Source organism: Mesorhizobium sp. M0938, from assembly GCF_040319125.1.
Classification (GTDB): Bacteria; Pseudomonadota; Alphaproteobacteria; order Rhizobiales; family Rhizobiaceae; genus Mesorhizobium; species Mesorhizobium robiniae.
The window spans coordinates 245,749-270,836 of sequence record NZ_JAMYNS010000005.1 but is presented as its reverse complement, the minus strand read 5'-3'; the positions used below and the strand labels follow the sequence as shown (position 1 = coordinate 270,836).

At 62.9% G+C, this 25,088-nt stretch carries 25 protein-coding genes; 9 read left to right on the top strand and 16 right to left on the bottom strand.

What is annotated here, in order from left to right; translation table 11 throughout:
• Positions 1-2: 2 nt before the first annotated feature.
• Entirely contained in the window at positions 3-1,109 is a 1,107-nt protein-coding gene (locus tag NKH73_RS11220) for a glycosyltransferase (protein ID WP_352931225.1), read from the top strand.
• Positions 1,110-1,338: 229 nt separating this feature from the next.
• Complete coding sequence (gene uxuA / locus NKH73_RS11215; RefSeq protein ID WP_352931223.1) at positions 1,339-2,583, top strand: mannonate dehydratase; 1,245 nt, start codon at positions 1,339-1,341, stop codon at positions 2,581-2,583.
• A gap of 81 nt (positions 2,584-2,664) precedes the next feature.
• Here the strand turns inward: uxuA and NKH73_RS11210 are convergent, their stop codons facing one another.
• The 4 genes from NKH73_RS11210 to NKH73_RS11195 are packed head-to-tail and all read right to left on the bottom strand — an operon-like array spanning position 2,665 to position 6,637.
• Positions 2,665-3,945: a TRAP transporter large permease gene (locus NKH73_RS11210; RefSeq protein ID WP_352931222.1), complete on the bottom strand. Its 1,281-nt coding sequence runs from the start codon at positions 3,943-3,945 to the stop codon at positions 2,665-2,667.
• 6 nt (positions 3,946-3,951) lie between these two features.
• Positions 3,952-4,473 (bottom strand): TRAP transporter small permease, encoded by a 522-nt coding sequence (locus NKH73_RS11205; RefSeq protein WP_352931220.1) that lies wholly within the window; start codon positions 4,471-4,473, stop codon positions 3,952-3,954.
• Positions 4,470-5,450 carry a TRAP transporter substrate-binding protein DctP gene (gene dctP, locus NKH73_RS11200; RefSeq protein WP_352931219.1) on the bottom strand — a complete coding sequence of 327 codons (981 nt, stop codon included), beginning with the start codon at positions 5,448-5,450 and terminating at the stop codon, positions 4,470-4,472. Before dctP ends, NKH73_RS11205 begins: the two co-directional genes overlap by 4 nt.
• 35 nt (positions 5,451-5,485) lie before the next feature.
• Positions 5,486-6,637 carry a mandelate racemase/muconate lactonizing enzyme family protein gene (locus NKH73_RS11195; protein WP_352931218.1) on the bottom strand — a complete coding sequence of 384 codons (1,152 nt, stop codon included), beginning with the start codon at positions 6,635-6,637 and terminating at the stop codon, positions 5,486-5,488.
• A gap of 95 nt (positions 6,638-6,732) precedes the next feature.
• Between NKH73_RS11195 and NKH73_RS11190 the strand changes: the two genes are divergently transcribed.
• The 4 genes from NKH73_RS11190 (at position 6,733) to NKH73_RS11175 (ending at position 11,007) form a co-directional block, all read left to right on the top strand.
• Positions 6,733-7,650 carry a LysR family transcriptional regulator gene (locus tag NKH73_RS11190; RefSeq protein WP_352931216.1) on the top strand — a complete coding sequence of 306 codons (918 nt, stop codon included), beginning with the start codon at positions 6,733-6,735 and terminating at the stop codon, positions 7,648-7,650.
• 293 nt (positions 7,651-7,943) lie between these two features.
• Positions 7,944-8,921 (top strand): tripartite tricarboxylate transporter substrate-binding protein, encoded by a 978-nt coding sequence (locus tag NKH73_RS11185; protein ID WP_352931214.1) that lies wholly within the window; start codon positions 7,944-7,946, stop codon positions 8,919-8,921.
• Between the two features lie 93 nt (positions 8,922-9,014).
• Complete coding sequence (locus NKH73_RS11180) at positions 9,015-9,488, top strand: tripartite tricarboxylate transporter TctB family protein (RefSeq protein WP_352931212.1); 474 nt, start codon at positions 9,015-9,017, stop codon at positions 9,486-9,488.
• A 10-nt stretch (positions 9,489-9,498) separates the two neighbouring features.
• A complete protein-coding gene (locus tag NKH73_RS11175) occupies positions 9,499-11,007 on the top strand; it encodes a tripartite tricarboxylate transporter permease (protein ID WP_352931210.1) in 1,509 nt (502 codons plus the stop codon).
• Between the two features lie 53 nt (positions 11,008-11,060).
• Here NKH73_RS11175 and speB read toward each other — a convergent pair whose 3' ends face one another.
• From speB to NKH73_RS11140, 7 genes are all read right to left on the bottom strand, one after another.
• Positions 11,061-12,029, bottom strand: coding sequence for an agmatinase (gene speB / locus NKH73_RS11170; protein WP_352931208.1), 969 nt, complete (start codon positions 12,027-12,029; stop codon positions 11,061-11,063).
• Positions 12,030-12,041: 12 nt separating this feature from the next.
• Entirely contained in the window at positions 12,042-12,812 is a 771-nt protein-coding gene (locus tag NKH73_RS11165) for a creatininase (RefSeq protein ID WP_352931206.1), read from the bottom strand.
• Between the two features lie 12 nt (positions 12,813-12,824).
• Positions 12,825-13,532 carry an SDR family NAD(P)-dependent oxidoreductase gene (locus NKH73_RS11160; protein WP_352931204.1) on the bottom strand — a complete coding sequence of 236 codons (708 nt, stop codon included), beginning with the start codon at positions 13,530-13,532 and terminating at the stop codon, positions 12,825-12,827.
• The gene (locus NKH73_RS11155; RefSeq protein WP_352931202.1) at positions 13,526-14,281 is read right to left on the bottom strand and encodes an SDR family NAD(P)-dependent oxidoreductase; all 756 of its coding nucleotides are present in this window, start codon (positions 14,279-14,281) and stop codon (positions 13,526-13,528) included. The genes NKH73_RS11160 and NKH73_RS11155 overlap by 7 nt, the downstream gene beginning before the upstream one ends.
• Positions 14,278-15,048 carry an ABC transporter ATP-binding protein gene (locus tag NKH73_RS11150; protein ID WP_352931200.1) on the bottom strand — a complete coding sequence of 257 codons (771 nt, stop codon included), beginning with the start codon at positions 15,046-15,048 and terminating at the stop codon, positions 14,278-14,280. Before NKH73_RS11150 ends, NKH73_RS11155 begins: the two co-directional genes overlap by 4 nt.
• A 10-nt stretch (positions 15,049-15,058) precedes the next feature.
• Positions 15,059-15,799 carry an ABC transporter permease gene (locus NKH73_RS11145; protein ID WP_352931198.1) on the bottom strand — a complete coding sequence of 247 codons (741 nt, stop codon included), beginning with the start codon at positions 15,797-15,799 and terminating at the stop codon, positions 15,059-15,061.
• Between the two features lie 153 nt (positions 15,800-15,952).
• Entirely contained in the window at positions 15,953-16,945 is a 993-nt protein-coding gene (locus NKH73_RS11140) for an ABC transporter substrate-binding protein (RefSeq protein WP_352931196.1), read from the bottom strand.
• 116 nt (positions 16,946-17,061) lie between these two features.
• Here NKH73_RS11140 and NKH73_RS11135 point away from each other — a divergent pair, with 116 nt between their 5' ends.
• Complete coding sequence (locus tag NKH73_RS11135) at positions 17,062-17,991, top strand: LysR family transcriptional regulator (RefSeq protein ID WP_352931194.1); 930 nt, start codon at positions 17,062-17,064, stop codon at positions 17,989-17,991.
• Between the two features lie 92 nt (positions 17,992-18,083).
• Here the strand turns inward: NKH73_RS11135 and NKH73_RS11130 are convergent, their stop codons facing one another.
• The 5 genes from NKH73_RS11130 to NKH73_RS11110 all read right to left on the bottom strand — a co-directional run bounded on the left by NKH73_RS11130 (position 18,084) and on the right by NKH73_RS11110 (position 23,016).
• Positions 18,084-18,893 (bottom strand): formylmethanofuran dehydrogenase subunit C, encoded by an 810-nt coding sequence (locus tag NKH73_RS11130; protein ID WP_352931192.1) that lies wholly within the window; start codon positions 18,891-18,893, stop codon positions 18,084-18,086.
• The gene (gene fhcD / locus NKH73_RS11125) at positions 18,890-19,798 is read right to left on the bottom strand and encodes a formylmethanofuran--tetrahydromethanopterin N-formyltransferase (protein ID WP_352931190.1); all 909 of its coding nucleotides are present in this window, start codon (positions 19,796-19,798) and stop codon (positions 18,890-18,892) included. The genes NKH73_RS11130 and fhcD overlap by 4 nt, the downstream gene beginning before the upstream one ends.
• Positions 19,786-21,417, bottom strand: coding sequence for a formylmethanofuran dehydrogenase subunit A (locus NKH73_RS11120; RefSeq protein ID WP_352931188.1), 1,632 nt, complete (start codon positions 21,415-21,417; stop codon positions 19,786-19,788). The genes fhcD and NKH73_RS11120 overlap by 13 nt, the downstream gene beginning before the upstream one ends.
• Positions 21,411-22,517: a tungsten formylmethanofuran dehydrogenase gene (locus tag NKH73_RS11115; RefSeq protein WP_352931186.1), complete on the bottom strand. Its 1,107-nt coding sequence runs from the start codon at positions 22,515-22,517 to the stop codon at positions 21,411-21,413. The genes NKH73_RS11120 and NKH73_RS11115 overlap by 7 nt, the downstream gene beginning before the upstream one ends.
• A 118-nt stretch (positions 22,518-22,635) precedes the next feature.
• Positions 22,636-23,016, bottom strand: coding sequence for a 4a-hydroxytetrahydrobiopterin dehydratase (locus NKH73_RS11110; protein ID WP_352931184.1), 381 nt, complete (start codon positions 23,014-23,016; stop codon positions 22,636-22,638).
• Positions 23,017-23,175: 159 nt separating this feature from the next.
• Between NKH73_RS11110 and NKH73_RS11105 the strand changes: the two genes are divergently transcribed.
• Positions 23,176-24,144 (top strand): beta-ribofuranosylaminobenzene 5'-phosphate synthase family protein, encoded by a 969-nt coding sequence (locus tag NKH73_RS11105; RefSeq protein WP_352931182.1) that lies wholly within the window; start codon positions 23,176-23,178, stop codon positions 24,142-24,144.
• 41 nt (positions 24,145-24,185) lie between these two features.
• Positions 24,186-25,079 (top strand): NAD(P)-dependent methylenetetrahydromethanopterin dehydrogenase, encoded by an 894-nt coding sequence (locus NKH73_RS11100; protein WP_352931180.1) that lies wholly within the window; start codon positions 24,186-24,188, stop codon positions 25,077-25,079.
• Positions 25,080-25,088 lie beyond the last annotated feature (9 nt).

The following is a 25,088-nucleotide window of genomic DNA, read 5'->3' as shown; positions in this document are numbered from 1 at the left end:
GCATGGCGAAGCGCGTTGTCTTTCACATTGCCAGCCTTAGGGGCGGCGGCGCCGAGCGTGTCTTCGTCCTCATGGCAAATGAATTGGCGTCGCGTGGGCACGACGTCACACTTTTTACCTGGAACGCGGAAGGACCTAACGCCGCGCTGCGCTCCCCTGCCGTGCATCTGGTCGATTTCGACCTTCCCATCAGGGGCGAGGGCTACGGCAAGTGGGAGACGCTGAAAGGGGTCGTGCGAAGCGCACGTTTGTTTAACCGCCTTGGTCCCCATGCGGTCTATAGCGCGCCGGAATTTGCCAATCTGGTCGTGACGCTGGCGCTTCTTCTGGCGCGAAGCCGAGCGCGGTTCTTTCCAAGCTTCCACGCCGCGGCCTCACTGCCTTCCGGCAGCCTCGGCGCGAGAATAGCAGTCTGGTTTTCCGCGCTGGTTGCAGCGCGCGCAACCAAGGCCATCGCCGTCTCAGTGGGCGTCGGCCGCGATATTGCGGCCCGCGGTTTCCCCAAATCCAAGGTTGTCGTCATCAACAACCCGCTGCCGCCGGCCGCGGCGCTCCAGGGACAATCCTATGCCTGGCAGGCAGAGTTGGCGACGATGGGCGATGGCCCGGTCATCGCCACCGCCGGTCGCCTGGTGCCGGTCAAGGATCATCGGACCTTGCTCCAGGCTTTCGCTACCCTGCGCGCCGGCCGCCGCGCTCGGCTTGTCATCTTCGGCGAAGGTCCGCTGGCTGCCGAGCTGCACGCCTATGCCCAGGAATCCGGTATAGGCGCGGATGTGCTCTTTGCCGGCTACGTCAACGATCCCGCCGCCTGTTACGCCGCAGCCGATCTGTTCGTCCTTTCCTCCACGAGCGAGGGCTTTGGCAATGTGCTGGTCGAGGCCATGGCTGCCGGGGTCCCCGTGGTCTCCACAGATGCGCCGCATGGCCCGCGCGAGATTCTGGATGACGGTCGTTTCGGCGCCTTGGTGCCGGTCGGCGATGCCGAGGCGCTGGCAAAGGCGATGGCTGAGATGCTGGACCACCCCACCTCTGCCGCCCTCCTGAAGAGCAGGGCAGCAGATTTCGAAGTTGAAAAGATCGGCGATCTATACGAAGCGCTGCTGTAGCCTGGAATTTCGCTGACGCTCGTTGATGCCAGGTCAATGCCGGCATCGCCGTTCGTGCCGACCGGTCGGCATCGGTGCATCGCCGTTGGTCGGCACAGGCCCGAGCAGGATGGGTGTCAGACGCATCGGAATCTGATAGCAGCCGATGAAAGAGGAGCAGCGGATCCCGCCACGGCGGGAAGCGCGGGCGTGCAGCCGCATGGCGATTCTTTTCTGACGGAGCGTTCGAATGAGACATGTGTGGCGTTGGTTCGGGCCGGTCGACAAGGTGACCATCGCGGACGCGCGTCAAGCCGGTGCGCAAGGCATCGTCTCAGCCCTTCACCACGTTCCTCACGGCGCCGTCTGGCTGCCCGTCGAAATCGAAAGACGTCAGCGCGAAGTCGCGTCTTTGCCGGATGGAAGCGCAAGTGATCTCAGTTGGGAGATCGTCGAGAGCCTGCCGGTTTCCGAAGCGATCAGGACGCAGGTCGGCGAATGGCGCAGCCACATAGAAAATTACAGGACATCGCTGGAAAACCTGGCGCGGGCCGGCATTTCGGTCATCTGCTATAATTTCATGCCCGTGCTCGATTGGACCCGCACCGATCTTGCCTGGCGCCTGCCGCACGGCGGCACCACCATGCGCTTCGATCTGATCGACTTCGCCGCATTCGACATCCATATCCTGAAACGCCAAGGGGCGCTCGGCGATTACACGCCGGAGATCGTCTCCAAGGCGGAGCGGCGATATGCGCAGATGGATGATTTTGCGCGCAAGGCTCTGGCAAGAAACGTCAATTCCGGCCTGCCTGGTTCGACCGAAGACACGTCTCTCCAAGGTCTCGCGGCTCAACTGTCAAATTATGACCGCATCGACGCAACAACCCTGCGCCGGCATTTCGTCGACTTCCTGGCGGAGGTCGTGCCTACGGCCGAGCGCCTCGGGCTGCGTCTTTGCTGCCATCCGGACGATCCGCCGTTTCCGCTGCTGGGCCTGCCGCGCGTCATGTCGACCGAGGCCGACTACAGGTACATTCTGGACGCAGTCGATAGCCCGGCCAACGGGGCGACACTATGCACGGGATCACTCGGCGCAAGACCCGACAATGATCTGCCCGGCATGATCGGGCGGATCGGACCAAAAATCCACTTCGCGCATCTGCGCAATGTGCGCAAGGAAGCAGCCGGCACCCCCTGCTCGTTCCACGAGGATGAGCATCTTGCCGGCGACACGGACATGGTTGCGGTGGTGGCGGCGCTGCTCCATGAGGAAGCGCGGCGTAAGAAGGAAGGCCGCGCGGACGCCGTCATCCCGATGCGCCCTGACCATGGCCAGGATATCCTCGACGACCTGACGCGAGGCGCCCAACCCGGCTATCCGGCGGTCGGCCGGCTTAAGGGATTGGCCGAACTCCGCGGCGTCGAACATGCCATTCGCAAGTCGGCTTCATTCGCTGCGGGCCGGCCTCGCCTCCCCGGCTCAGTTCGATGAGCGGCAGTGCTCTCAAAAGCGGGTCTCGGACTGGCTGCGGTACCGGCTAGCGGATCTCCACTCCATCCCACGCCTAGTGAGCTACCGTCCGCCCAGCAAGTAGAGGAACGAAAGGCTGATGGACGGGAAATAGGTAATCAGTCCCAAGCATACCACAATGACGCCGACGAGCGGCACCAGATGCGGGATCATCCGGTGCAGCGATATCTTAGCCACCGCGCAAGCGGCGAATAAATTGACGCCGAATGGCGGCGTGATCATGCCCATGGCCAGGTTGGTGATCATGATCATGCCGAAATGCACCGGGTCGATGCCGAAGCGTACAGCCACCGGAGCAAGGATCGGCGCAATGACGACGATCGAGGCGGATGTCTCGACGAACATGCCGATCAGGAAGAGAAAAAGATTGACGGCCAGCAGGAAGGCAACGGCGCTGTCGAAGTTCACCACGATCCATTCGCCGACCGCCGCCGGAACGCCCGCCCTAGTCAGAACGAAGGAGAACAGCCCGGCCATCGAGATGATGAACATGATGATGGCGGATGAAATGGTAGACCGCCGGATCACATCGGACAGGCTCTGCAGCGTCATCTCGCGGTAAATGACAAGGCTGACGGCCAGTGCATAGAAGACGGCTATCACCGATGCCTCGGTCGGGGTGAAGACGCCGCCATAGATGCCGCCCAGTATGATGACCGGCATGAGCAGGGCCAAACCCGACCGTTTGAGGCTTGGCAGGAACGGCTTCCGCGGGAAGTCTTCGGAAGCCCCGTGGCCGGTTAGCCGCGTCCATATCAGAATATAGATCACCAGGGCGCCGGCTATCAGGAGTCCGGGCCCAAGGCCTGCGATAAAGAGGTCGCCGACCGGCGCACCGGCGGAGACGCCATAGAGGATCATCGGGATCGACGGGGGAATGATGACGCCGAGTTCGGCCGATGTCGCCTGCAGCGATGCGGCGAAGCCCACCGGATATTTCTGGCGCACCATCGCCGGTATCAGGATGGAGCCGATGGCGAAGGTGGTTGCCACGCTCGAACCAGAGACCGCGGCGAAGATCATGCAAACGACGATGCACGACATCGGCAAGCCGCCGCGGACGTTGCCAAGCACACTCTCCACCAGATCGACCAGCCGGGATGAAATGCCGCCGGCCGCCATGATATTGCCCGCCAGGATAAAGAACGGAATGGCAGCCAGCGGAAACTTGTCAAGGGCGATGAAGGCCTGTTGCGGTACGACGAGCAGGGGCAGATTGGAGAAGCCTACGGTTCCGATCACGCCGGCCAGCCCGATCGCCACAGCAACCGGAACGGCTAGCATCATGAGCACGACCATGGCCAATATCATTGCCGGCAGCATGTCGAATTAACCCCCGCTCTCGATGGTGATTTCGTCGATCTCGGGCGGATCAATTGCATGGGCGATCAGAGCTAGAATGGACAGCACCGCGCCGACCGGCAGCGCGGCATAGGCCCATGAAGCCGAGATGTTCAAGCCGGCAATCGTCTGGAACCGCACCCGCCACACCAGGATGCAGCCAAACCACAGGATGACCAGCAGCAGCGCCATGACAGCCAGCGCGATGAAGGCCCGAAGCGCGGTCCTTGCCCGTCCCTGGCTGCGCGCGAGAAGAAGGTCGACGGAAATCAGCGTTCCGGTGCGCATTGCGCCCGCCAGTGCGAGATAAGTCATCCAGATCAGGATCGCCTGGACGAATGGCTCCGACCAGGACGCCGGCTGGAACAGGATGAAACGCGCGACGACCTGGTACAGCCCCGCCAGGGCTGCAAGCACAAGCCCGAGGCAGCCGAGCATGACCGCGGCTTGGGTGATCCGGCGCTCGACCGCAAGAAAGGCCGAGCGCCAGGAACCGATGGCAAGGTTCATTTGGTTTCCTGGATTGCTTTTAGTTGCTCCTCGCCGAACTCGCCGGCGAACTTGACAAAGAGCGGATCGAGCTTCGCACGGAAGGCTTCCTTGTTGACGTCCTTGACCACGGTCATGCCTTGCGCGGTCAAGGTTTCGATGCCGGTCTTGGCGACCGCCTCGACCTCCTTGCGGTTGCGCGCCATTGCGTTGCGGGCAGCTTCCTTGAATACCGCCTTATCGGCGTCGGAGAGCCCGTCATAGACGGCAGGCGAGATCAACAGGATTAGCGGCGTGAATGCATGATCGGTCAGGCTGAGGTATTTCTGCACTTCGCCGAACCGGTTATTGATGATCGCGCCGATAGGATTTTCCTGTCCGTCGACGACCCCCTGCTGCAAAGCCGTGTAGACCTCCGGGATCGCCATGGGGGTGGGCAGGACGTTGAGTTCGGTCCAGACTGCGATGTGCATTTCGTTCTGCTGCGTGCGGATCTTGAGACCTTCCACATCGGACGGCTCTTTGACCGCCCTCACATTGTTGGTGAGCTGGCGAAAGCCCATTCCGCCAAAGGCCAGGCCGACCAGGCCATTCGAGGGAAGCCCCTCAAGCATTTTGTCACCGATCGGTCCATTCAGGACAGCGTCGGCATGGTCGAAGTCGCGGAACAGGAAAGGAATGTCGAAGACCTTCAGTTCGGGCGCGAAGTTTGCGACGATCGATGTGCTGACCACAGTCATGTCGACCGTGCCCACCTGCACGCCTTCGATGACCTCGCGGTCCCCGCCGAGCGCGCCGCCGCCCTGGAGCCGGATGGCGATACGGCTGCCGGTCCCCTTCAGAACCTCCTCGGCGAACTGGCCCATGGCGATTGCCTCGGGCGCCTGCGCCCCGCCGACATAGCCGAGGTTGAGGGTCATCTCCGGTTCGGCGAAAGCCAGGCTACTCGGCAGGCCGGCAGCCAGCATGCAGGCTACGAAAAAGGCACGTCTGTTCATTGCATCCTCCCAATTGTGAACGTTACATCAAAGAATTATTCCAGCACCCAATGGGCTGTGACGTGCTCGGCGACCCGGTCGATCGCGATCTCCACGCCGAGGCCCGGTCCGTCCGGCACTGCCATGTGTCCCTCAGCGTCAGGCTTCGGGTCGAATATGGCAGTGCGCAGGGGATTGAAGCCCATATCGCATTCGAGCAAAGGGAACGGGACCGAGCCGCGGCTCGACGGCAGCACGGACGCAAATTGAAGCGCGGCCAGGGTATTTATTCCCGTGCCCCAGACATGCGGGGCGACCGGTACGTCGAAGGCGCCGGCCAACCCGGCAATGCGCATGCCCTCGGTCAGGCCTCCGCAGAGCGCGAGATCCGGCTGGATGATGTCGAGAGCCCCGGCGCACAGGCTGTCGCGGAAAGCCTGGACGCCGCAGAAGGATTCGCCGCCGGCTAGCGGGATCGCCAGAGCACGGGCCAGCCTCGTGTAGCCAGGCAGGTCATCATGCGGAAGCGGCTCCTCGATCCAGGCCAGCCGTGCATCGGCGACCGCCTCGGTCAGGGCGACAGCGCCGCGTTGGGTGGAACTCTCGTTGAGATCAGCCATGAGCAGCGCATCATCGCCGAGAATGGCGCGCGCCCTGCGGATCGCCTGTACGTCCAGCGCCGCGCCAATGCCGACCCGGACCTTCACCGCGCGATAGCCAGCTTCGGCGTAGCGCTCCACCTCCTCACCAAAGCCGGCATAGCGGTCGCCGCCTGCCTTGAGAAGCGGGCCGCTTGCATAGGCCATCACCCGATCGCGCAGCCGGCCACCGAGCAAAGCATGGATAGGCTTGCCTTCGACATGGCCGTAGCCATCCCAGAACGCAACATCCAGGGCACTGATCGCCATATGCGCCTGACCGCGGCGATCGGGAACGGCAAACTGCAGTAATCTGGCCTGGGCGGCTCGGGGGTTGGTGATGTCTGCACCGAGAATGGCGGGAGCGAGGGTGGTGCGGATAAAGCTGCTGGCGGCGGTCGGGAAAGCCCATGTCTCACCCCAACCGACAATGCCGCCGGCGGTCGTGACCTTCACCAGCAGGGCTGAACGCTGGTTGAAAACCCGTAGGGCGTTTCCAGCAAGCTCGGGCAGCGCGCAGCAAAGTTCGAATCCCTCGACCTTTACGACCCGATTGTCCCGGTCCTTCATGAACGCTCCTTTATTACGGTTGTCTGTCGCCAGCTATCGCATTAACTCTGCAGCGACCAATTAGAAGTTTTGGCCGCCACTCATTGGAATTTTCAATGAATAGAATTACCGTCGCCCAGATCGAGGCGTTCTACTGGACCGCGACGTTAGGCTCGGTCGACGGCGCGGCGCGCCATCTCAGCCTGTCGCAGCCGACGATCTCGCTGCGACTGAAAGCTCTGGAGCATGAGACCAGCGTTCCGCTGTTCCAGCGCGTCGGGCGCGGTGTTAGCCCGACGCCCGACGGATACGATCTCCTGCCGGAGGCAAAGCGCATTCTCGAAGGCATAGAAAGGCTGGCTGGCCGCGGCGGTCCGGTCCCGGTGCGCGGCACCATCCGGGTTGGCTTCGCCGAGGGTTTCGCCCTCGTCTGCCTGTCGAGAGCCCTCGAACTGCTGCACCAGCTTTATCCCGACTTGAATCCCGAACTCATGGTCGCCACCACCTCTGCCGTCGAACCGGAGCTCCATGCGCATCGGCTCGACCTGGCTTTCCTAGTTAACCCAACCGACAACAGCGATTTCACGCTGGTGCCGCTTGGTGCACAGGAAACGTGCTGGATTGCCTCGGCCCGATGGTCCCTGCCTGCCTTGGTTAGCCCACACGACCTAGCGAACCTGCCGATCATTTCAAACCCGCAAGGTAGCATCAACTATCGCCAAGTCCGCGAGTGGTTCGCCAGTGCGGGCGTCACCCCGGCGCGGGTGGACATATGCAATAGCGTGGCGATGCTGGCCCATGTAGTGACGGCAGGGGTGGCCATTGGCATCTATCCCAGCAAGATGGCCGAGGAGGACGTGCGCGCCGGTGTTGTACGCCTGCTCCGCACTTCGCCGCCCGTCGCCGATACGCCAATCTACGCGAAATTCGCAAAGCGAAGCGGAAGCCCGAACATTCGAGCCTTCATCGCGACGGTTCGACAGGTGCTGTCGAGCATGGACTACCTGACCGATCACGGTACTGGCGTGAATTGAGGTGCAGCCGGTCGCATGCGGCATAGCTCAGAGGAATCACGGGTCTCTTCTTGTAAACGGAACCGCGTTCAAGAGAGTGAATGGAAATATCGAGCAGCGCCAGGAACTCGATCGAATGCCCCGGGCTCCACGTCACCTTTCCACCCATTTTGCGCGGACGGGTTGTGCATAATCGCAGTTTGCGGTTTGAGTCCGATTGCAATCCGCTAGCTTGCGCTAGTTATTGCTCCATCCACAGCCGGTATTGAGAGGAACTCTAGACGCCGGAATTTATATCCTGGGAGGAAATCACGATGAGAAAATTCGCCGTCGCTCTGGCCGCAGCCGCAGCCGTCACGCTCTATCCGCTCGCCGCGGGCGCGCAGACCTATCCCGAACGCACCATCACCGTCGTGGTGCCGTTTTCGGCCGGCGGCCCGACCGACACGGTCACGCGCCTCGTCGCGGAAGCCATGTCGAAGGATCTCGGCCAGCAGGTCATCGTCGAGAATGTCGGCGGTGCCGGCGGCACGCTGGGCGCCGGTCGCGTCGCGAACGCGGAGCCGGACGGCTATACGCTGCTTCTCCATCACATCGGCATGGCGACAAGCGCTACACTATACCGAAAGCTCGCATACGACACGCTGAACGGCTTCGAATATGTCGGCCTCGTCACCGATGTGCCGATGACCATCGTCGGCCGCAAGGACCTCGAGCCGACGGATCTGAAAGGGCTGGTCGACTACGCCAAGGCCAATAAGGATACCGTCACCGTCGCCAATGCCGGCATAGGCGCGGCCTCGCATCTGTGCGGCATGCTGTTCATGAGCGCGATCGGCACGCCGCTGGTCACCGTGCCCTACAAGGGCACCGGTCCGGCCATGACCGATCTCCTCGGCGGCCAGGTCGACATCATGTGCGACCAGACGACGAACACCACCAAGCAGATCCAGGGCGGCACGATCAAGGCCTACGCCGTCACCTCGCCGCAACGCCTCGATGTGCTGGCAGATCTGCCGACGACGACGGAAGCCGGTCTCCCGGAGGTGCAGGTCGGCATCTGGCACGGCCTCTACGCGCCCAAGGGCACGCCGGCCGAGGTCACCGATCGCCTGTCGAAATCGCTTCAGGTCGCGCTGAAGGACCAGAATGTCGTCGCCCGCTTCGCCGAGCTCGGCACCAAGCCGTCGTCCGACGCGGACGCGACACCGGCCGCGCTGAAGGCCAAGCTGGAAAGCGAGATTGCGCGCTGGAAGCCGATCATCGAAGCCGCCGGCCAGTACGCCGACTGAGATTTGAGCGGGGCGCCACCAGCGCCCCGTTTTCGTTTCGGCCCGCTTTCGCACTGCACCGGGGTGCCTGCGGCGCGGGCCTGGGAGGACATCATGAAACCTTTCACGATCGACACGACCAACGGCGTATGCGCTGTGCTGTTCATCTTTCTCGGCGGATTTTTCGCAGCTCAGTCGCTCGGCCTCGAAATCGGTACCGCTTTTCGCATGGGACCGGGCTATTTCCCGCTGGTCCTGGCGATCGTGCTGATCCTGCTCGGCGCCGTCATCCTGATCGACGCGGTGCGCTTCGAAAGCGAGCCGATCGGGCATATAGCCTGGCGCGGCATGCTGTTCATCCTGCCTGCTCCGATCTTCTTCGGCCTGACCGTGCGAGGCCTCGGCTTCATCCCTTCGATCTTCCTGACGGCGCTGATCGCATCCTTTGCCAGCGGCCGCATGAGGCCGCTGACCGCGCTCGTGCTGTCCGCCAGCCTTACCCTGTTTGCGTTCCTCGTCTTCAGCTACGCGCTCGGCCTGCCGTTCCGGCGCTTCGGCCCATGGCTGCCGCCATGGCTCGTATTGTGAGGCGATGAACATGGAACTGCTCGACAACCTCGCGCTCGGCTTCTCGACGGCAACGACGCTGGCAAATCTCGGTTTCTGCCTGATCGGCGTCCTTCTCGGCACGCTGATCGGCGTCCTGCCCGGCATCGGCGCCACCGCGACCATCGCCATGCTGTTGCCGATCACCTTTCAGATCGGCGATCCGGTTTCCTCCCTCATCATGCTCGCCGGTATCTATTACGGCGCGCAATATGGCGGCTCGACCACCGCCATCCTCATCAACATGCCCGGCGAATCCTCCTCCGCCGTCACCGCAATCGACGGCTACCAGATGGCCAAGAACGGTCGCGCCGGGGCGGCACTCGCGATCGCTGCAATAGGCTCGTTCTTCGCCGGTACCGTGTCGACCTTCCTCGTCGCCATCTTCGCTCCGCCGCTGACGGCGATCGCGCTGCAATTCGGCGCCGCCGAGTATTTTTCGCTGATGGTCGTCGGCCTCGTCTCGTCCGTCGCGCTCGCCCACGGCTCGATCGTCAAGGCGCTGGCGATGGTCGTGCTCGGCCTGCTGCTCGGCCTTGTCGGCACCGACATCTACACCGGCGCGCCGCGCTTCACGCTCGGCATCCGCGAATATGCCGACGGGCTGAATTTCGTGGCGGTGGCGGTCGGCGTCTTCGGCGTCGCCGAGATACTGCGCAACCTCGAAAATGAGCACGAGCGCTCCGTGATGATCCGAAGGGTCTCCGGCCTGATGCCAACCCGCGAGGACTTTCGCCGCATGGCGGCGCCCATCGTGCGCGGAACCATCATCGGTTCGGCGCTCGGCATCCTGCCGGGAGGCGGCGCGATCCTTGCAGCCTTTGCCTCCTACACAGTCGAAAAGCGCGTATCGAAAACCCCGGGGGAATTTGGCAAGGGCGCCATCGAAGGCGTCGCCGGACCGGAATCGGCCAACAATGCCGGCGCCCAGACCTCCTTCATCCCGATGCTGACGCTCGGCATACCGGCCAACCCGGTCATGGCGCTGATGATCGGCGCGATGATCATCCAGGGCATCGTGCCCGGCCCCAATGTCGCGACCGAACAGCCGGCGCTGTTTTGGGGCATCATCGCCTCGATGTGGATCGGCAATCTGATGCTGATCGTCTTGAACCTGCCGCTGATCGGGCTTTGGGTGAAACTGCTGACGATCCCCTATTACGTGCTCTTCCCGATCATCATGGCGTTTTGCTCGATCGGCGTTTACAGCGTCAACACCAACATCTACGACCTCTACGCCGTCGCCTTCTTCGGCTTCCTCGGCTACCTCCTGACCAAGCTGCGCTGCGAACCGGCGCCGCTGCTGCTCGGCTTCGTGCTCGGCCCGCTGCTCGAGGAAAACCTGCGCCGTGCCATGATTCTCTCGCGCGGCGATCCGAGCACCTTCCTCACGAGACCGATCAGCGCCGGCCTGCTCTTCGTCGCATTAGCCGTGCTCGTCATCGTCTTCCTGCCCGGGGTCAAGAAGAAGCGCGAAGAGGTGTTCGTGGAGGAGAATTAGCGAAAGTCCCGCGGCCGCCTCTCCACGGATGCGATGCGCTGCCGCGGCGCATCTCAGGCCTGTCGAGCCCTGCCTGCAGCGACAGAACCGGCAATCACGCACAGCAGTTCGAACATCATCGTCGCCCCCGCCAGCGCCGTCATCCCGCCAAGGTCGAACGGCGGCGCCACTTCCACGACATCAGCGCCGACTATGAGTACCGTGTCGAGAAGGCGGACCATTTCCTGCGCTTCGCGGGTGGTGAAGCCGCCAAGCTCGGGGGTGCCGGTGCCGGGCGCCATCGAGGGGTCGATGCAGTCAATGTCGAAGGTCACATAGGTGGGACCGCTGCCGACAATGCCGCGCGCCTCTTCCATGACGCTAGCCGCGCCGCGCCGGACAAACTCCTCCATGTAGATGATGCGGATGCCCTGAGCGACCGCCCAATCATGCTCGTTGGGCTCGTAGATTGAACCGCGGATGCCGATCTGGACGACACGTTTGGGATCGAGCAGGCCCTCTTCGATCGCCCGCCGGAATGGTGTGCCATGCGTGTAGGGATTGTCGCCGAAATAACGGTCATTGGTGTCGGAATGCGCGTCGAAATGGATCATGCCGACCGGCGCATTGCGCGCGACCGCACGCAGCACCGGCAGCGTCGTCAGATGATCGCCGCCGGCAGCAAGCGGAATGGCGCCCGCCGCGACAATCGCCGCGATGCCATCCTCGATGCGCTTCAGACCGTCCAGGAGGTTGATCGGATTGACCGACAGGTCGCCGACATCGGCGACGTTGGCGATGCTGAACGGCTCGGTTCCCGAGACGTGATGGGCCCGCCGCATCAGGCTCGACTGGTTACGGATCTCGCGCGGACCATGGCGCGCGCCGGCGCGGTTGGTCGTACCGCCATCCCACGGTATGCCGACGAGCGCGATGTCCAGCCCCTCGGCGCTTGCCACGGTCGGCAGTCTCATGAAGGTCGAAAGCCCGGCGAAGCGGGGAACTGCGGCCGCATCGACCGGCTGGAAGAAATTGCTGTTCATGTTGTCGTCACCTCAGAAGAATTCACGTTTGACGATGTCGGCGAGCCGCATCTGGCAGTCGTCGAGCAGCCATCGGCCCTTTTTCGCCGACGAGCCCTCGGTCAACGACAGGACGCCGGACGGCGGCACGTCCTCGGACGGTCTGGGATAGCGGTCATAGGGCTTGAATTGCGCAGGGCCGTCATGCAGCGCCTTGCCGAGATCGACGAGCTCCGGGCGCAGCGCCAGCATCATCGATGTCTCGATCACGCTCGCATGCTCCAGTTCGATGCCGGGATAGCCGTCGGGGAACACTTTCGCCAGCGTTTCGCTGCGCACCATGTCCCAGTGGTCGACGCGCAGGATCGTCAGGTCCGTCGCACGTTCGCGGCCGATGGCGTCGAGCGCCAGTTCGATGCCTTCGATCGACGGGCCGATGTTCTCATAGTGGCCGTTGAGCACAACGATGCGTCGGACCTTCTGGCGATAGAGGTCGCAGATCACATCCTTGACCAGAAGCGAGAAAGTCTGTGCGGTGATGTTGATCGTACCTGGAAAGGCTGGGCCGCCGCCTGTCCTCGGTTGCGAGCGGTTGCCGTAGGCGATTGTCGGCGCCACCAGCCCTCCGACCTGCGCCGCCACCTTTTCGGCGATGGCGGTCGGGATCACCACATCGACATTCATCGCCATATGGTGGCCGTGCTGTTCGGTCGCGCCGAGCGGCAGGAAGACGGGAGCGCCGGCGGCGATCCGCTTCTGAGCCTCGGGCCACGACAGTTCAGCCAGGAAAACGCGGTCTCTCATGATCATCTCTTCTCAAAGCATCGCCGCGCCACCATTGGCGCCCAGGCATTGTCCGGTGAAAAACGTTGCGCCGGGACCGGCCAGGAACACCACCGCGGCGGCGATTTCATCCGGCCGTCCGATCCGCCCCAGCGGGTGTGTCGTTTCCAGCGCGCGCTGGCTCTCGGTCAGCGCGTCGAAGCCGAGAAGCGGCGTGTCGGTTGGCCCGGGCGCCACAGCGTTGACCAGAATGCGGGGCGCAAGTTCGCGTGCCCAGGAGCGGGTAAGGCCGAGTAACGCCGCCTTTGTCGCACAATAGACTGAAGCGCCCGACCGGCCGAGATAGGCGAGCTCGGAGGCGATATTGATGATGCGTCCGCCTTCGGGAAGATGGGGCAACACTTCCCGCGCCACGATGATCGCGCCCCGCACATTGACGGCGAACATGCGGTCGACATGACCGAGCGAAATCCCGCCAAGCGGCGCTTCCTGCAGGATGCCGGCATTGTTGACGAGGATGTCATAGCCGCCAATCCGGTCCCTGCCCTGCTCGACCGCGGCGATGATGTCGGTTTCGCTGGCGAGGTCGCAGGCAAGAATGGGGATATCGCCCTCTGACGCCTCGAGATCGAATCCCAGAACCGTCGCCCCGGCCTCGCGCAAGGCGTGCGCGGTCGCGCGGCCGATACCGCTGGCCGCGCCAGTGACCAGCGCGCGTTTTCCGTGAAGCGGGCTTACCAAGGCACTTCTCCCCTGTCGACACCAAGCGACTGCCCGGTGATGTTGGCTGCGAGTTCCGACGCCAGGAAGAGATAGGTGCCCACCATGTCGGCCGGCTCCATCAGGCCCGGCAACGCTTGCGCACCGACAATGTTTTCGAGCAGTGCTGCCTCGCTGACGGCGTCTCTCTCGGCCATGCGGCCGAGCGAGCGCATCGACGCGTCGGTGCGAACCCATCCGGGACAGACCGCATTGACGCGGATGCCCCTGGCCCCAAGTTCCTTGGCCCAGGTCTTCGTCAGGCCGATGATGGCGTGCTTGGAGGCGACATAGGCGCCGAACTGCGCCTCGGCAACGCGGCCCCAGATCGATGCGGTGTTGACGATCGAACCGCCGGCCTGCATGCGCGGCAGAGCACGCGCCGTGACGAGCGCCGTGCCGATGATATTGATTTCGATGATGCGCCGGAATGCGGCTTCGACATCGTCGCCGCTGTCGGTGATCGGCGTCATCAGTTCGAGGCCGGCATTGTTGACGAGCACGTCTATACGGGCGAGAGGTTCGAGCGCCGCGGTTACGGCCGAACGATCGGCAATATCGGCCTCCGTGCTGGTGGCGCCCAATTCACGCGCCCGTTCGTGCACAGCCGCGTCGTTGGCGATGAGATGCAGGCTTGCGCCGGCTTGCGCAAAGCCCTTAGCGATGCCGAGCCCGATGCCACGGCTGGCCCCGGTGATCACGACCGACTTTCCGGAGAAGGACAGGCTCATGCGACCACTCCCGTCTCGTTGCGGATCAGATGCAGGACCTTGTTGCGCAGCTCGAAGAATTTCTGCGTTTCGCGGATTTCCAGTAGCCGTTGCGGACCTAGCTCAGCCGCCACATCGATGTCGGCCACGACCGAGGCAGGCCGGCGCGAAAACAGGATGATCCGGTCGGCGAGGAACACCGCTTCTTCCACGTCGTGGGTGACGAAGATGACGGTCTTTTCCTCGCGAATCTGGATCTGCCGCAGCTCGACCTGGAGGCGCTCGCGCGTCAGCGCGTCGAGTGCACCGAACGGCTCGTCCATCAACAGCACATCCGAACCGGCGGCGAGCGTGCGCGCTATGGCCACACGCTGGCGCATGCCGCCCGAAATCCGGTTCGGATAGGAGCCGGCGAAGTCGGCAAGCCCGAACAGTTCAAGATAATGGCGCGTCCGCTCGGCCTTTTCGGTTGCGCCAAGGTCCTTCCGGTAGCGCATGCCGAAGGCAATGTTCTTCTCGACAGTCAGCCAGGGAAAAGACGAATAGGACTGGAACACCATGCCGCGTCGGCGGTCCGGCCCGACAACTTTTTCGCCGCCGACCAGGATCGAACCCGAGCTCGGTTCGTCGAGGCCGCCAACCATCCGCATCAAGGTTGTCTTGCCGCAACCCGATGGGCCAAGGAAGACCACCAGCGAATTGCGGTCGAGGCCAAGATCGGTTTTTCGCACGACATCGACCGGCCCGAAGGCCTTGGCCGTATCGACGAACTGAACGTAGCTCACCATGACCTATTCCTCACAGATACCGGAAAAGCCGGCGGTGAAGCAGGCGAAGCAGTTGGTCGGTGACGAGGCCGATCAGCCCAATGACGACGACGCCTGCCATCACTTCGGGCGTTTTTACGAAGCGGCGTGCCGTCCAGATCACGTAGCCGATGCCGGAATCGGCCGCGACGATCTCGGCGATGATCAGATATGTCCAGCACCAGCCGAGCGTGATCCTGAGATTGTCGATCAGTGTCGGCCCCATCCAGCGCAAGGCGACATCGGTCATCACCTGCCTTGAGCTGGCGCCGACTGTGCGGGCGACCTCGACGAACTCATGCGGCACCCGCCGCATGTCGTCGGCCACGAGAAGCACGAGCTGGAAGAACGTGCCCAGCCAGAGCAGGAAGATCTTGGTCTCCTCGCCTACGCCGAACCAGATGATGGACAGCGGCACGAGTGCGGGAACCGGGAGATAGCGGATGAAATCGATCATCGGCTCGAGTGCGGCTCCGACGATCCGGTAGCTGCTCATCATGATGCCGATCGGGATGGCCATGGCCGCGGCGAGCAGGAAGGCGATCCACACGCGTGTGGTCGAGACCACAACGTGCCAGACGAGGTTCTGCTCGGTCAGCATTGTCCACAACGCGACGACGACGCGGCTTGGCGACGGGAGGAACTGCGGCGCGATGATGCCCGCGCGCGCCGCCAGCTCCCAACCCGCGACGACCAGGGCAGCCGCCGCAACGCTGACGGCGGATTCCGCCATCGGCGAAGCCCGGCCGCGAAAAACAAACAGACTGCTGAACAAGATCCCTATCCCCGGATGGTCGAAAACAACTGCCGTCACAGACGGCTGCCGGCATGACATGCCGCCGGCAGCCCGCCTTCTGGCGGGTCGCCGGGACCTGGTCCATTGCCGTTACTTGGCCGGTACCTTGTTGATCGCCGAATTGTCGATCTGGTCCGTTGCCACGAGCTTGTTGTCGGCAGCGCCGTTCTCCAGGTTGAGGTCCATCACAGTATCGAAGATGCCGTGGAGCGTGCCTTTTTCTCCCGGTTTGCCCATGTAGGCGAGCGATTCGGCGAGCGTCGTGTAGGATAGGCTGGAGTCGACGATCTCGGTCACCTCAGCCGGCGTCAGGCCGAAATGCTTGGAGGCCATATCGGCGAATTTTCCCGGATCGGCCTTGAGGAAATCGACGGCCTCGTAGATGCAGCCGAGAAACTTCGCGTATTTGTCGGGGTTCGCCTTGAAGTCGTCGTTACGGACGATGATCGCATCGATGATGATGCCGCGATGATCCTTGGATGAGACCAGCATGCGGGCGCCCGGACGGGTCGAGGCCTTCAGCGCCTGCGACATGAACGGCTCATAGGTCGCGATCGCGGCGATCGAGTCATCGACGAAAACCGCGCCCGTGTCGGCCGTTGCGATGTCCTTGATCTGGAGATCCTTCAGTGACAGTCCCGCCTGCTTCAGCTCCATCTGAAGCAACAGGCGTGAGGGAATGTTCGGTTCGGCAGCGACGACCTTGCCCTTGAGATCCGCCACCGTCTTGATCTTATCGTCGGTGATGATGCCGTCGCCGCCGACGGATTCATCGATCGTGCCGATGATGATGCCCGGTGTGGAGGCGTCGCGCGGGCGGCCCTGATATTCGCCGACGGAGCGCATCTGCATCTCGATGTCGCCGCGCGCCATCGCTGCCATGACGTTGGTCAGGTCATCCTCAAACTTGATGCTGACGTCGAGGTCTTTGCCAGCGAAGCAGCCCAGATCGCTTGCGATGTGGACAGGTGCAAATCCCAGCCACGTCGGAGCAAGGATGCGTATCTGGTCGGCGCTGAAGGCGAACTGCGAACTGGCGAGCACCAGTGTTGCGGACAACGCGATGCGGAGTGACGATTTCATGATTGTTCCCCATTTTTGTTCCGCTCAGGCTCGCGATTTCTAGCATTGATGTAAATGAGTTTATTTAGAATTTTACATCGAATAATGTCGATGTATCGCCGTTCGAGGGACAAGCCATGCGTCGTTTGGACAACATCGACATCCGCCTGCTGCGCGTCTTCGTGGCGCTGGCCGATTCAGGCGGCTTCGCCGATGCGCAGATCACCCTCAACCTGTCGCAGCCGACGCTCAGCACGCATCTTGCGGAGCTGGAGAAACGCATCGGCGCCCAGCTCTGCCATCGCGGACGCAAACAGTTCCGCCTGACCGAGGTCGGACAGGCAACCTACGACGCGGCGCAGAAACTGTTTCGCGACCTCGATGATTTCGGGCACCGCATCAGCGCGGCCAGCGGCAGCCTGTCCGGCCGGTTGCGGATCGGCACGTCCGATGGCGTATTCACAAGCAGTGAGCTGGGCATCCAGCATGCCCTCAGACGCTTCATGGGCCCTGATTCCGATGTATTCATCGACCTCTCGCTGGGCACGCCCTCCGAGCTTGAGCAACAAGTCGCTGATGGCGGCCGCGACATCGTCATCGGGCCGCTGTCGCAGAAAGCGCCCGGTGTCGTTTACCGGGATTACTGCGGCGAGCCGCATTTCCTCTATTGCGGCCGACGGCACCCGCTTTTTGCGATGCCCGATTCAAGGATCGACCAAAGCGCCATCCACGCGGCGCGGTTTTCGGTGCGCAGCTATCGGTATTTCGACGACCTCTATCTCGTCGGGCATCCCAAGGCCAGCGCGTCGGTGATCCACATGGAAGCACAATTGATGCTGATCCTGTCGGAGAATTTCATCGGCTTCCTGCCGGCCCATTTCGCATCGTCATGGGTCCATGCCGGCGAGTTGCGGGCGATCAAACCGGGATCCTACACCTTCAATTCCCGGCATCTGGTCGCTTACCGCAGGGCGGACGAAACACGGAATCTGGTCCAGGCGTTCCTTCGAGAACTGACCAGAGGATCGGAAATTGCTCCGCCGGTGACACCCGTCAGACCGCGCTGAGATACTCGATCATTGCGGGGGCTTGCATCGCCGAGCAATCATTAAGTCTCCGGGCATCGGATGTTGAAGTACCGAGACATCAGCTGTACGCCTCAGCGAGGGAAAAGAACCTCACCCATTCCAAGCACCGCGTTGTCGCCGCCATATTTTTGCGGCGCATTGCCCAGAAGCGGCCGTTTCAAAATACCCTCGGCGATCAGATGGCGATCGATGACGGCGGCGAAGACGCTTTCCGGCGCGCCGCATTCGACGAAGCTCGGCGACAGGCTTTTCGGCGCGCGATCGAGCAGGATCGAACCGCGACGCATCAGATAGCCGGGCATCTCGCCGGTGCCGCCGGCCACCACCAGCGTGCCGGCGATCATGCGGCTGCCGGCATTGTCGCCTGAGCCTTTCAGCACCGCGATCAGGCCACGCCGCATGCGGTCAGCAGCAAAAGCGCCAGCTTTGCCCCTGACGATCAGCACGCCGCCATTCATGCCGGCCAGCTCCCCGGCAAGCGGCGCACCAAGGTGATCGCCGGCGTTGCCTGTTATTTCAAGCCTGCCGCCGCGCATGCCGGAGCCGGCATGCGGCCCCGCATTGCCTTCGATCGTGAGCTTGCCGCCGCGCATGGCGCGTCCGGCCTGGGCGCCGGCATTGCCGATGACGCGAACCGAACCGCCCCGCATGCCTTCCGCCACCCGGTCGAGGCGCGCGCTGCCGCCTTCGAACACGATGTCCAGCGGATCGTTGCCGGCGACGCGAAAAATATCGCCGACCTTCGATCCGTGCTTCGACATGCCGATCTGGATTCTTTCGATGTCGCGCCTTTCGATCCCGGCAAGCCGCTCCGGTGTCAGCAGCGACAGGTCGAGGCGCTCGGGCGGTTCGGCGACAAGGGTGAAGGTCAGCGCCTTCATGGCAGCATATCCTTCAGCGAATAGATGAATTTGCCGAGCTTGCCACCGTAATTACCGGCGCCGATGCGAACCGCGCCGCTCTTCGGCCCCAGCTCGATGACCGCCTTGATGCCGGCCTTCATCGCGGCGGCAACGGCATCGTTGGTCTCGCCGTCGATGACGATCTCCAGGACGGCGTTGATGTCGGGACCGAGCTCACTCCTGACGACGCCGCGCAGCGTCGGCGCATAGGCTTCGTTGGCCGAGGCGATCATGCCCTTGTATTTACCGCCGATCTTGGAACCCGAACGGGCAATGCCGCCCGGAAACGGCACGATCGCGCCGGGCACCAGGCCTATCGCGGCAACCGCAGCCTCGGCCGCAAGCAAGGCCTTGGCGCTGCTTTCAGCCATGACAAAGAAATTGCCGCCGCCGACGGCATCCTTCGTCAGCCCGGTCGTCGCTTCGCACAGGAATTCGCCATCCATGACGGGAACGCGCCAAAAATGCCTGCCGCCGATTTTCTTGGATATCTGCCAGCCGTCGCCGAAATAACGCAGCGCCGAACCGAGCTTCAGCTCGGCGCTGCCCTCCAGTCCGGCGAAGCAGGCCGAACCCGGCGAGGTCAAAACACACTGGCCGACGCGATTGAGCAGTTGTTTCTGCAGTTCGTCGGTTCCCATCGCAAAGATCATCACGCGGCAGCCGGGCCGGCCATCCGGTGTGGCCGATGGTGGCAGTTCGACATCGATTGCCGCTTCGCAGCCGCAGCCGATCACCGAGGTGGCAAAGCCGGTCATGGTGATCGCCGCCTGGCGCGCCCATTTCCGGTTCGGCGCGGTGATGATGATGGCGGTCGCGCGCATACCGAACGCCTCGGCAAAGGTATCGTCGATCACTATGCCATTTACGCTTACGTTCGGCATGAAACCTCGCCGAATGGCTGTTCGCGCGCGATCGCGGACTCTGGGAAATTGAACCAGTCCAGCGACAGGCCATAGCGTTGCTGGTGATAGTCTTCCAGCCGCCGCACCATGGCCTTGTCCGGCGACGGTTTGAGCCTGAGCGCCTTGCCCCAACGGTAATGGGTGATTTCCCCATCCTGCACGACGAGATCGCCATCCTTGAAGACATACGCCGCCTGCCCGAGCATTTTCGCGATGTTCCCGTCCCGGCGGTAGACAGCGATGTCCGCTGTGGCGCCGGCGCCGAGATGGCCCCGGTCCGTCAGCCCAAGCAGCTTGGCGGGGGCCGCGCGCGTCATGATGGCAATGTCCTCGAACGTGTATTCGCGCTCGATTGTGGCCAGGGTGGAGAGCGCCATGACGGATTTTGGAAGTCCGGCAATCGCTTCGGCGCGCGCTTCCCGGCTCATCAGCAGCTCGAACAGGGCCGGATAGGCGGTAAACGGCGCGCCATTAGGATGATCGGTGGTGAAGAAGACACGCCAGGGATCGTCGATCAGGAGAAAAAGCTCGAGCCCGATCGCCCACTGCATGGCGCCATAGAAATCCTTGCCATAGTTGTAGGGCACGATGCCGCCGCCATTACCGTCGCCGTCATGAATGACGGATTTCTTCGGGCTCGCACTGCCGCGCGCCGAAAACTGCCGCATCACGTCGGAGGAGACAGTGACCGTTTGGCCAAACATCACCTGGCCGATGTCGATGCTGACCTCCGGCGTCGCATTGACCAGCTCGGCAAGACGCGCCGCGGCCGAGGAAAACTTGCGTTTCCCTTCCGTGCCATAGCCATAGAACTGGAGATGGGCGAGGTGCAACGGCACCCCTTCTGCTGCCGCGATCGTCGCTGCCGCGGTATCCGCCGATCCGGGGCTGCCCAGATTGTTGCAATGGACATGCAGGGGATGTGGGACGCCAAGACTATCGACGGCCGCCTGCAGCGTCTTGACGATCTTGCGCGAGCTGACGCCGTAGGAAGGCACCACATCGTCCAGCGAGAAGGTGCGGACGTTTTCCTTGAAGGCCGCCGCCGCACCGGCGTTGATCACCTTGACCCCAAGCGCCCGCGTCGAGGAGACGGTCCATGCGACATAGTCCTCGATCATTTGAGAGGAGGCGTCGTCGCGGATCATCGACAGCAGGAAATCGTCGTTACCGAGAATGGCGAGCGTCGCCTTGTCGATGATCGGGATGTCGGCCAGTTCGAGATGGGTGTGAAGGGCGGCTCCCGGCGACATCGCCGGCTCGACGACCGTGGTGAAACCCATCTTGGCGTAGAGGCAGCCGGTCTGGAAGGTCGACCAGCCGGCGTTGGAGAGCGGCGTTGTCGCCGGCCGCGTCTGATGCGCGGCATGCTGCTCGGGCAACAGCAGCCGTGCCGTATTCACGTTGCCGCCGCCGATGTGGGAATGGATGTCGATGGCGCCCGCCATCACGATGCAGCCGGCAGCGTCGATGGTCCGGTCGGCAGTGCCCCCCGCCGGCGCCGCAACGATCTTGTCGTCCCCGATCCAGAGGTCGCCCTTGCCGAGACGGCCGTTGACCGGATCGATGATGTCGCCGCCTGCAATTTTCGTCAGCATGGCAGTGCTGCCTCGGCAGAGACATGACTGGCAACCAGGCGGATAACAGTCGCAGCAGAAGGCAGTTCGGACGCCGCTCGCGCATCGACCGACCGCAGCGAACCGGTGCGGCTGGAATAGACCACCGCCTCGTAGTCGACGCCCGCTTCGCCGATGGCGATGGTGACCGCAGCGCCCGCGACCGGCTCCTGCGTCTTCGCCAAGGCGATCAGCGCCATGCGGTTCTTTTTCTTCTGCGGCTGGACGATCGAGGAGGAGATCCGCAGGTGCAGGTCGGCTTCGCCGGCAGCGATCATGCGACCGACATCGTAACGCCAGGGGTCGAATTCCGGGAAGCCGCGCGCAAAGCCCGTGCGCAACGGAAAACCCGTCATCCAGGTCGAGGCGAGCGCGCTTCCCCAGCCGGTTTCGCTCGCTGGCAGGTGAAGGCCGGATGCGCGCGACTTGCGGTTGAGATCGGTGATCAGTCCTTGCAGCATCTCCAGCGCCAGGCCTCCGGTTGCGTCGCCGGAAAACAGGAAGACGGGAAAATGCGCCGCCTCCAGGGCTTTGGCGAAATCGTCGAAGTTCGACACCGGCTGCGATGTCTGACGCCCCCTGCACTGCGTCCTCAGCGCCGCAAGCGTCGCGCCGAGGCTTGCCTCGCCGCAGGACAGGAGCGTCGCCGCCAGCCCGTTGCTCAACGGCGGCGCAGACGTCCCGTTCGACCCGACCAGAAAGATCTCGCGCTGATTCTTGGCCGAGACATCGGGGGCCGAGAGATCGGGAACCGTGGCCGAGAGTTCGCCGACAAATTCATGATGGATTTGCGGGAGTTCGCCCACAATCACCACGACATCGGCGCGCCGGCGCGTCTCGCCGGGCGCAACCGTCATCGCGCCTTTGTCGGTAAAAAGCGCGGTCTCCCGGGAAAGTGCCGCGCCATCGGCATGATCGTATGCCGCGCCAACCCGCTCTGCCAGCGCGATCGCCGCCCTGGTGCCGTGTATATCCGTATCCAAGCTGAAAACCGGGCACCGGCTTGACCCCAACAGCGCGGCGGCATGTGCAGCCGCGCGCTCGACCAGCGTTTCCCGGTTGCCGATCCAAGCAACCGCCATTCACTACGCTACTTTCTGGTGCCGGCCCGATCCTAGACGAAACTGGATTGGCCGTGAACCCCGCCTGTCGGCAGATTAGCGAATGTTTTCATATGCTATCAACAAATTCCGACCGGGCTTAATCATATTTGATGTAAGCGAAGCGCTGATCGGTCGGCGGAGTGCCTTCCAGCGCGCCGCCTTCCGTGGCCGGCTGCCACTGGACGACATCCTCGATCTTTTTGGCCAGCTCGAAGTCTTTGTCGGTGATGCCCTTGGCTGCGTGGTTCATCAGGCGCACCTCGACCCAGGCATAGGACGCTGTAATGTCGGGGTGATGCCACGCCGCTTCGGCGAGATGGCCGACCGTGTTGATGACCATCAGCGTCGATTTCCAGCTGTGGGTTTTGTATTTACGTCGGATCCAGCCGTTCTCGTAGCGCCATTTCGGCAGCTCTTTCTCGAGCCGCTCAGCAATTTCGGCTTCCGAATAGACCTTTTCCCTAGGCGTCTCGCTCATCTCGACCTCCGCGAATTGCCCGGTCCGTTTTCGCACCGGGGCCAAAGAAGATAAAACGAATGCACTCTCTCCGGCTTGCCCCTTCGACGAAAACAGCTATCATGGCGATGGGCACCTAAACTTCCATGATGCGTCTATGATGCACCCATCGGGGGGTAGATGTCGAATTCTGTTACCATACGAGTGCCCGCCCGACTGCACCTTGGTTTCCTCGATCTCAACGGCGATACCGGCCGCCGCTTTGGCAGCGTCGGGCTGCCTCTAAGCGAACCCGAAACAGTCGTTACCCTGTCGCGGTCCAGCGAGACCATCGTCGAAGGCACCGAGAGCCGTCGCGCCGGCCAGCATTTGTCGACGCTCTGCAGCCATCTCGGCATTCGCGGCCAACATCGTCTGGTGGTCGAGCAGTCGATCCCGAGCCATGCCGGCCTGGGCTCCGGCACGCAGATTGCCCTTGCCGTCGCCTCGGCGCTGCGCACGCTCCACAAACTGCCTCTCGATGTCGGCGGCGACGCGACCCTGCTCGATCGCGGCGGACGGTCCGGTATCGGCATCGCCAGTTTCGACAGCGGCGGTGTCATTGTCGACGCCGGCAAGGACGACAGCGGCAGGCCGCCGCCGGTCGTGGCGCGATTGCCTTTTCCGGAAGAGTGGCGCGTCATCCTGATCCTCGATCATGGCGGGCATGGACTGCATGGCGATGACGAGATTGCGGCGTTTCGTTCGCTGCCGCCCTTCCCGGCTGCCGGCAGCGGCGAGATCTGCCGGCGGGTGCTGATGGGCATCATGCCGGCTCTGGTCGAACACGACCTTCCAGCCTTCGGCGCTGCCGTTGCCGCGATCCAGATGCTGATCGGCACCCATTTCGCCCCGGCGCAAGGCGGTGTTTTCACCTCCAAGCGGGTCGAGAGGGTGGCCCATGCTCTCAATAAAGCAGGCGCCGTCGGCATCGGCCAGAGCTCGTGGGGACCGACAGGATTCGCCTTCGCCCCATCGCAGGAGGCAGCAGTCGGGTTCGTCAGCACCGTTCAGCAGACGGTTGAAGACGGCATCGAGATCAGGATCGTCAAGGGCAGGAATTCCGGCGCGAAGATCAGTTCGACCAGACTTGATCTCGTCGGCAGCTGACGGCTCGGCAACGCGATCACGTTTAAGCAGAAAGGCGAGAAATGGCCCGCAAACATATCCTGCATATGCTGACGCCATTGAAGCATATGAGCCCTTTCGACGTGAATATGGCGCTTGATGCGGGCTTCGACGCGGTCGTCCCCTATGTCGATGTAAGCCTCGGCGAGGTGACAGGCCTGGTGCAGGACGCGATCTTTTCGCGGCCGCCCGATGCGGGCGTCGATACAGGCATCTTCATCGCCGGCAAGGATGCCTCGCTGGCGCTCGACATGTTCGACGCAGCTGGAAAGGCGATGGTGCCGCCTTTCCAGGTTTCGGTATTCGCCGATCCGGCCGGCTCGTTCACCACCGCCGCTGCGATGGTGGCCAAGGTCGAAAAAGCGCTGGAGAAGAAATTCGAGCGCGGGCTGAAAGACGCCAGGATCGCTGTTTTCGGCGCCACCGGCGTCGTCGGCTTCTGCACCGCCGTCATCGCCGCCAGGGAAGGCGCCCGGGTCACGCTTGTCGGCCATGACGGCATCGAAAGGGTCGAGCAGATCGCGGCCGAGATCAAAAGCCGATTCAAGATCGCCGTGGATGCGGCCGACGGGTCGAGCGAGGCCCGAAAGACGAAGCTGGTCGAGGCGAGCGAGGTGATCCTGGCTTGCGCCAAGGCCGGCGTTCAGGTGGTCTCGAAAGCCCAGTTGAAAGGCGACGGCCTGCTTATTGCCGCCGACGTCAATGCGGTCCCGCCGGCAGGCATCGAAGGCGTAGCCGTCAACGCCAATAGCGATCCGATCGAAGCGACAAAAGCTGTCGGCATTGGTCCGCTTGCCATCGGCAACGTGAAATATAAGGTCGAATTCGGCCTCTTCAAACGAATGATCGAAGCCGAAAAAACCATCACGCTCGATTTCCAGGAAGCGTTTTCCCTTGCACGCGAGATTGCCAAATAACGCCGGACC

Excerpts from the sequence above, each read along its gene's own strand:
- NKH73_RS11220 (WP_352931225.1), top strand. The coding sequence starts at position 3 with ATGGCGAAGCGCGTTGTCTTTCACATTGCCAGCCTTAGGGGCGGCGGC.
- uxuA (WP_352931223.1), top strand. The coding sequence starts at position 1,339 with ATGAGACATGTGTGGCGTTGGTTCGGGCCGGTCGACAAGGTGACCATC.
- NKH73_RS11210 (WP_352931222.1), bottom strand. The coding sequence starts at position 3,945 with ATGCTGCCGGCAATGATATTGGCCATGGTCGTGCTCATGATGCTAGCC.
- NKH73_RS11205 (WP_352931220.1), bottom strand. The coding sequence starts at position 4,473 with ATGAACCTTGCCATCGGTTCCTGGCGCTCGGCCTTTCTTGCGGTCGAG.
- dctP (WP_352931219.1), bottom strand. The coding sequence starts at position 5,450 with ATGAACAGACGTGCCTTTTTCGTAGCCTGCATGCTGGCTGCCGGCCTG.
- NKH73_RS11195 (WP_352931218.1), bottom strand. The coding sequence starts at position 6,637 with ATGAAGGACCGGGACAATCGGGTCGTAAAGGTCGAGGGATTCGAACTT.
- NKH73_RS11190 (WP_352931216.1), top strand. The coding sequence starts at position 6,733 with ATGAATAGAATTACCGTCGCCCAGATCGAGGCGTTCTACTGGACCGCG.
- NKH73_RS11185 (WP_352931214.1), top strand. The coding sequence starts at position 7,944 with ATGAGAAAATTCGCCGTCGCTCTGGCCGCAGCCGCAGCCGTCACGCTC.
- NKH73_RS11180 (WP_352931212.1), top strand. The coding sequence starts at position 9,015 with ATGAAACCTTTCACGATCGACACGACCAACGGCGTATGCGCTGTGCTG.
- NKH73_RS11175 (WP_352931210.1), top strand. The coding sequence starts at position 9,499 with ATGGAACTGCTCGACAACCTCGCGCTCGGCTTCTCGACGGCAACGACG.
- speB (WP_352931208.1), bottom strand. The coding sequence starts at position 12,029 with ATGAACAGCAATTTCTTCCAGCCGGTCGATGCGGCCGCAGTTCCCCGC.
- NKH73_RS11165 (WP_352931206.1), bottom strand. The coding sequence starts at position 12,812 with ATGAGAGACCGCGTTTTCCTGGCTGAACTGTCGTGGCCCGAGGCTCAG.
- NKH73_RS11155 (WP_352931202.1), bottom strand. The coding sequence starts at position 14,281 with ATGAGCCTGTCCTTCTCCGGAAAGTCGGTCGTGATCACCGGGGCCAGC.
- NKH73_RS11150 (WP_352931200.1), bottom strand. The coding sequence starts at position 15,048 with ATGGTGAGCTACGTTCAGTTCGTCGATACGGCCAAGGCCTTCGGGCCG.
- NKH73_RS11145 (WP_352931198.1), bottom strand. The coding sequence starts at position 15,799 with ATGGCGGAATCCGCCGTCAGCGTTGCGGCGGCTGCCCTGGTCGTCGCG.
- NKH73_RS11140 (WP_352931196.1), bottom strand. The coding sequence starts at position 16,945 with ATGAAATCGTCACTCCGCATCGCGTTGTCCGCAACACTGGTGCTCGCC.
- NKH73_RS11135 (WP_352931194.1), top strand. The coding sequence starts at position 17,062 with ATGCGTCGTTTGGACAACATCGACATCCGCCTGCTGCGCGTCTTCGTG.
- NKH73_RS11130 (WP_352931192.1), bottom strand. The coding sequence starts at position 18,893 with ATGAAGGCGCTGACCTTCACCCTTGTCGCCGAACCGCCCGAGCGCCTC.
- fhcD (WP_352931190.1), bottom strand. The coding sequence starts at position 19,798 with ATGCCGAACGTAAGCGTAAATGGCATAGTGATCGACGATACCTTTGCC.
- NKH73_RS11120 (WP_352931188.1), bottom strand. The coding sequence starts at position 21,417 with ATGCTGACGAAAATTGCAGGCGGCGACATCATCGATCCGGTCAACGGC.
- NKH73_RS11115 (WP_352931186.1), bottom strand. The coding sequence starts at position 22,517 with ATGGCGGTTGCTTGGATCGGCAACCGGGAAACGCTGGTCGAGCGCGCG.
- NKH73_RS11110 (WP_352931184.1), bottom strand. The coding sequence starts at position 23,016 with ATGAGCGAGACGCCTAGGGAAAAGGTCTATTCGGAAGCCGAAATTGCT.
- NKH73_RS11105 (WP_352931182.1), top strand. The coding sequence starts at position 23,176 with ATGTCGAATTCTGTTACCATACGAGTGCCCGCCCGACTGCACCTTGGT.
- NKH73_RS11100 (WP_352931180.1), top strand. The coding sequence starts at position 24,186 with ATGGCCCGCAAACATATCCTGCATATGCTGACGCCATTGAAGCATATG.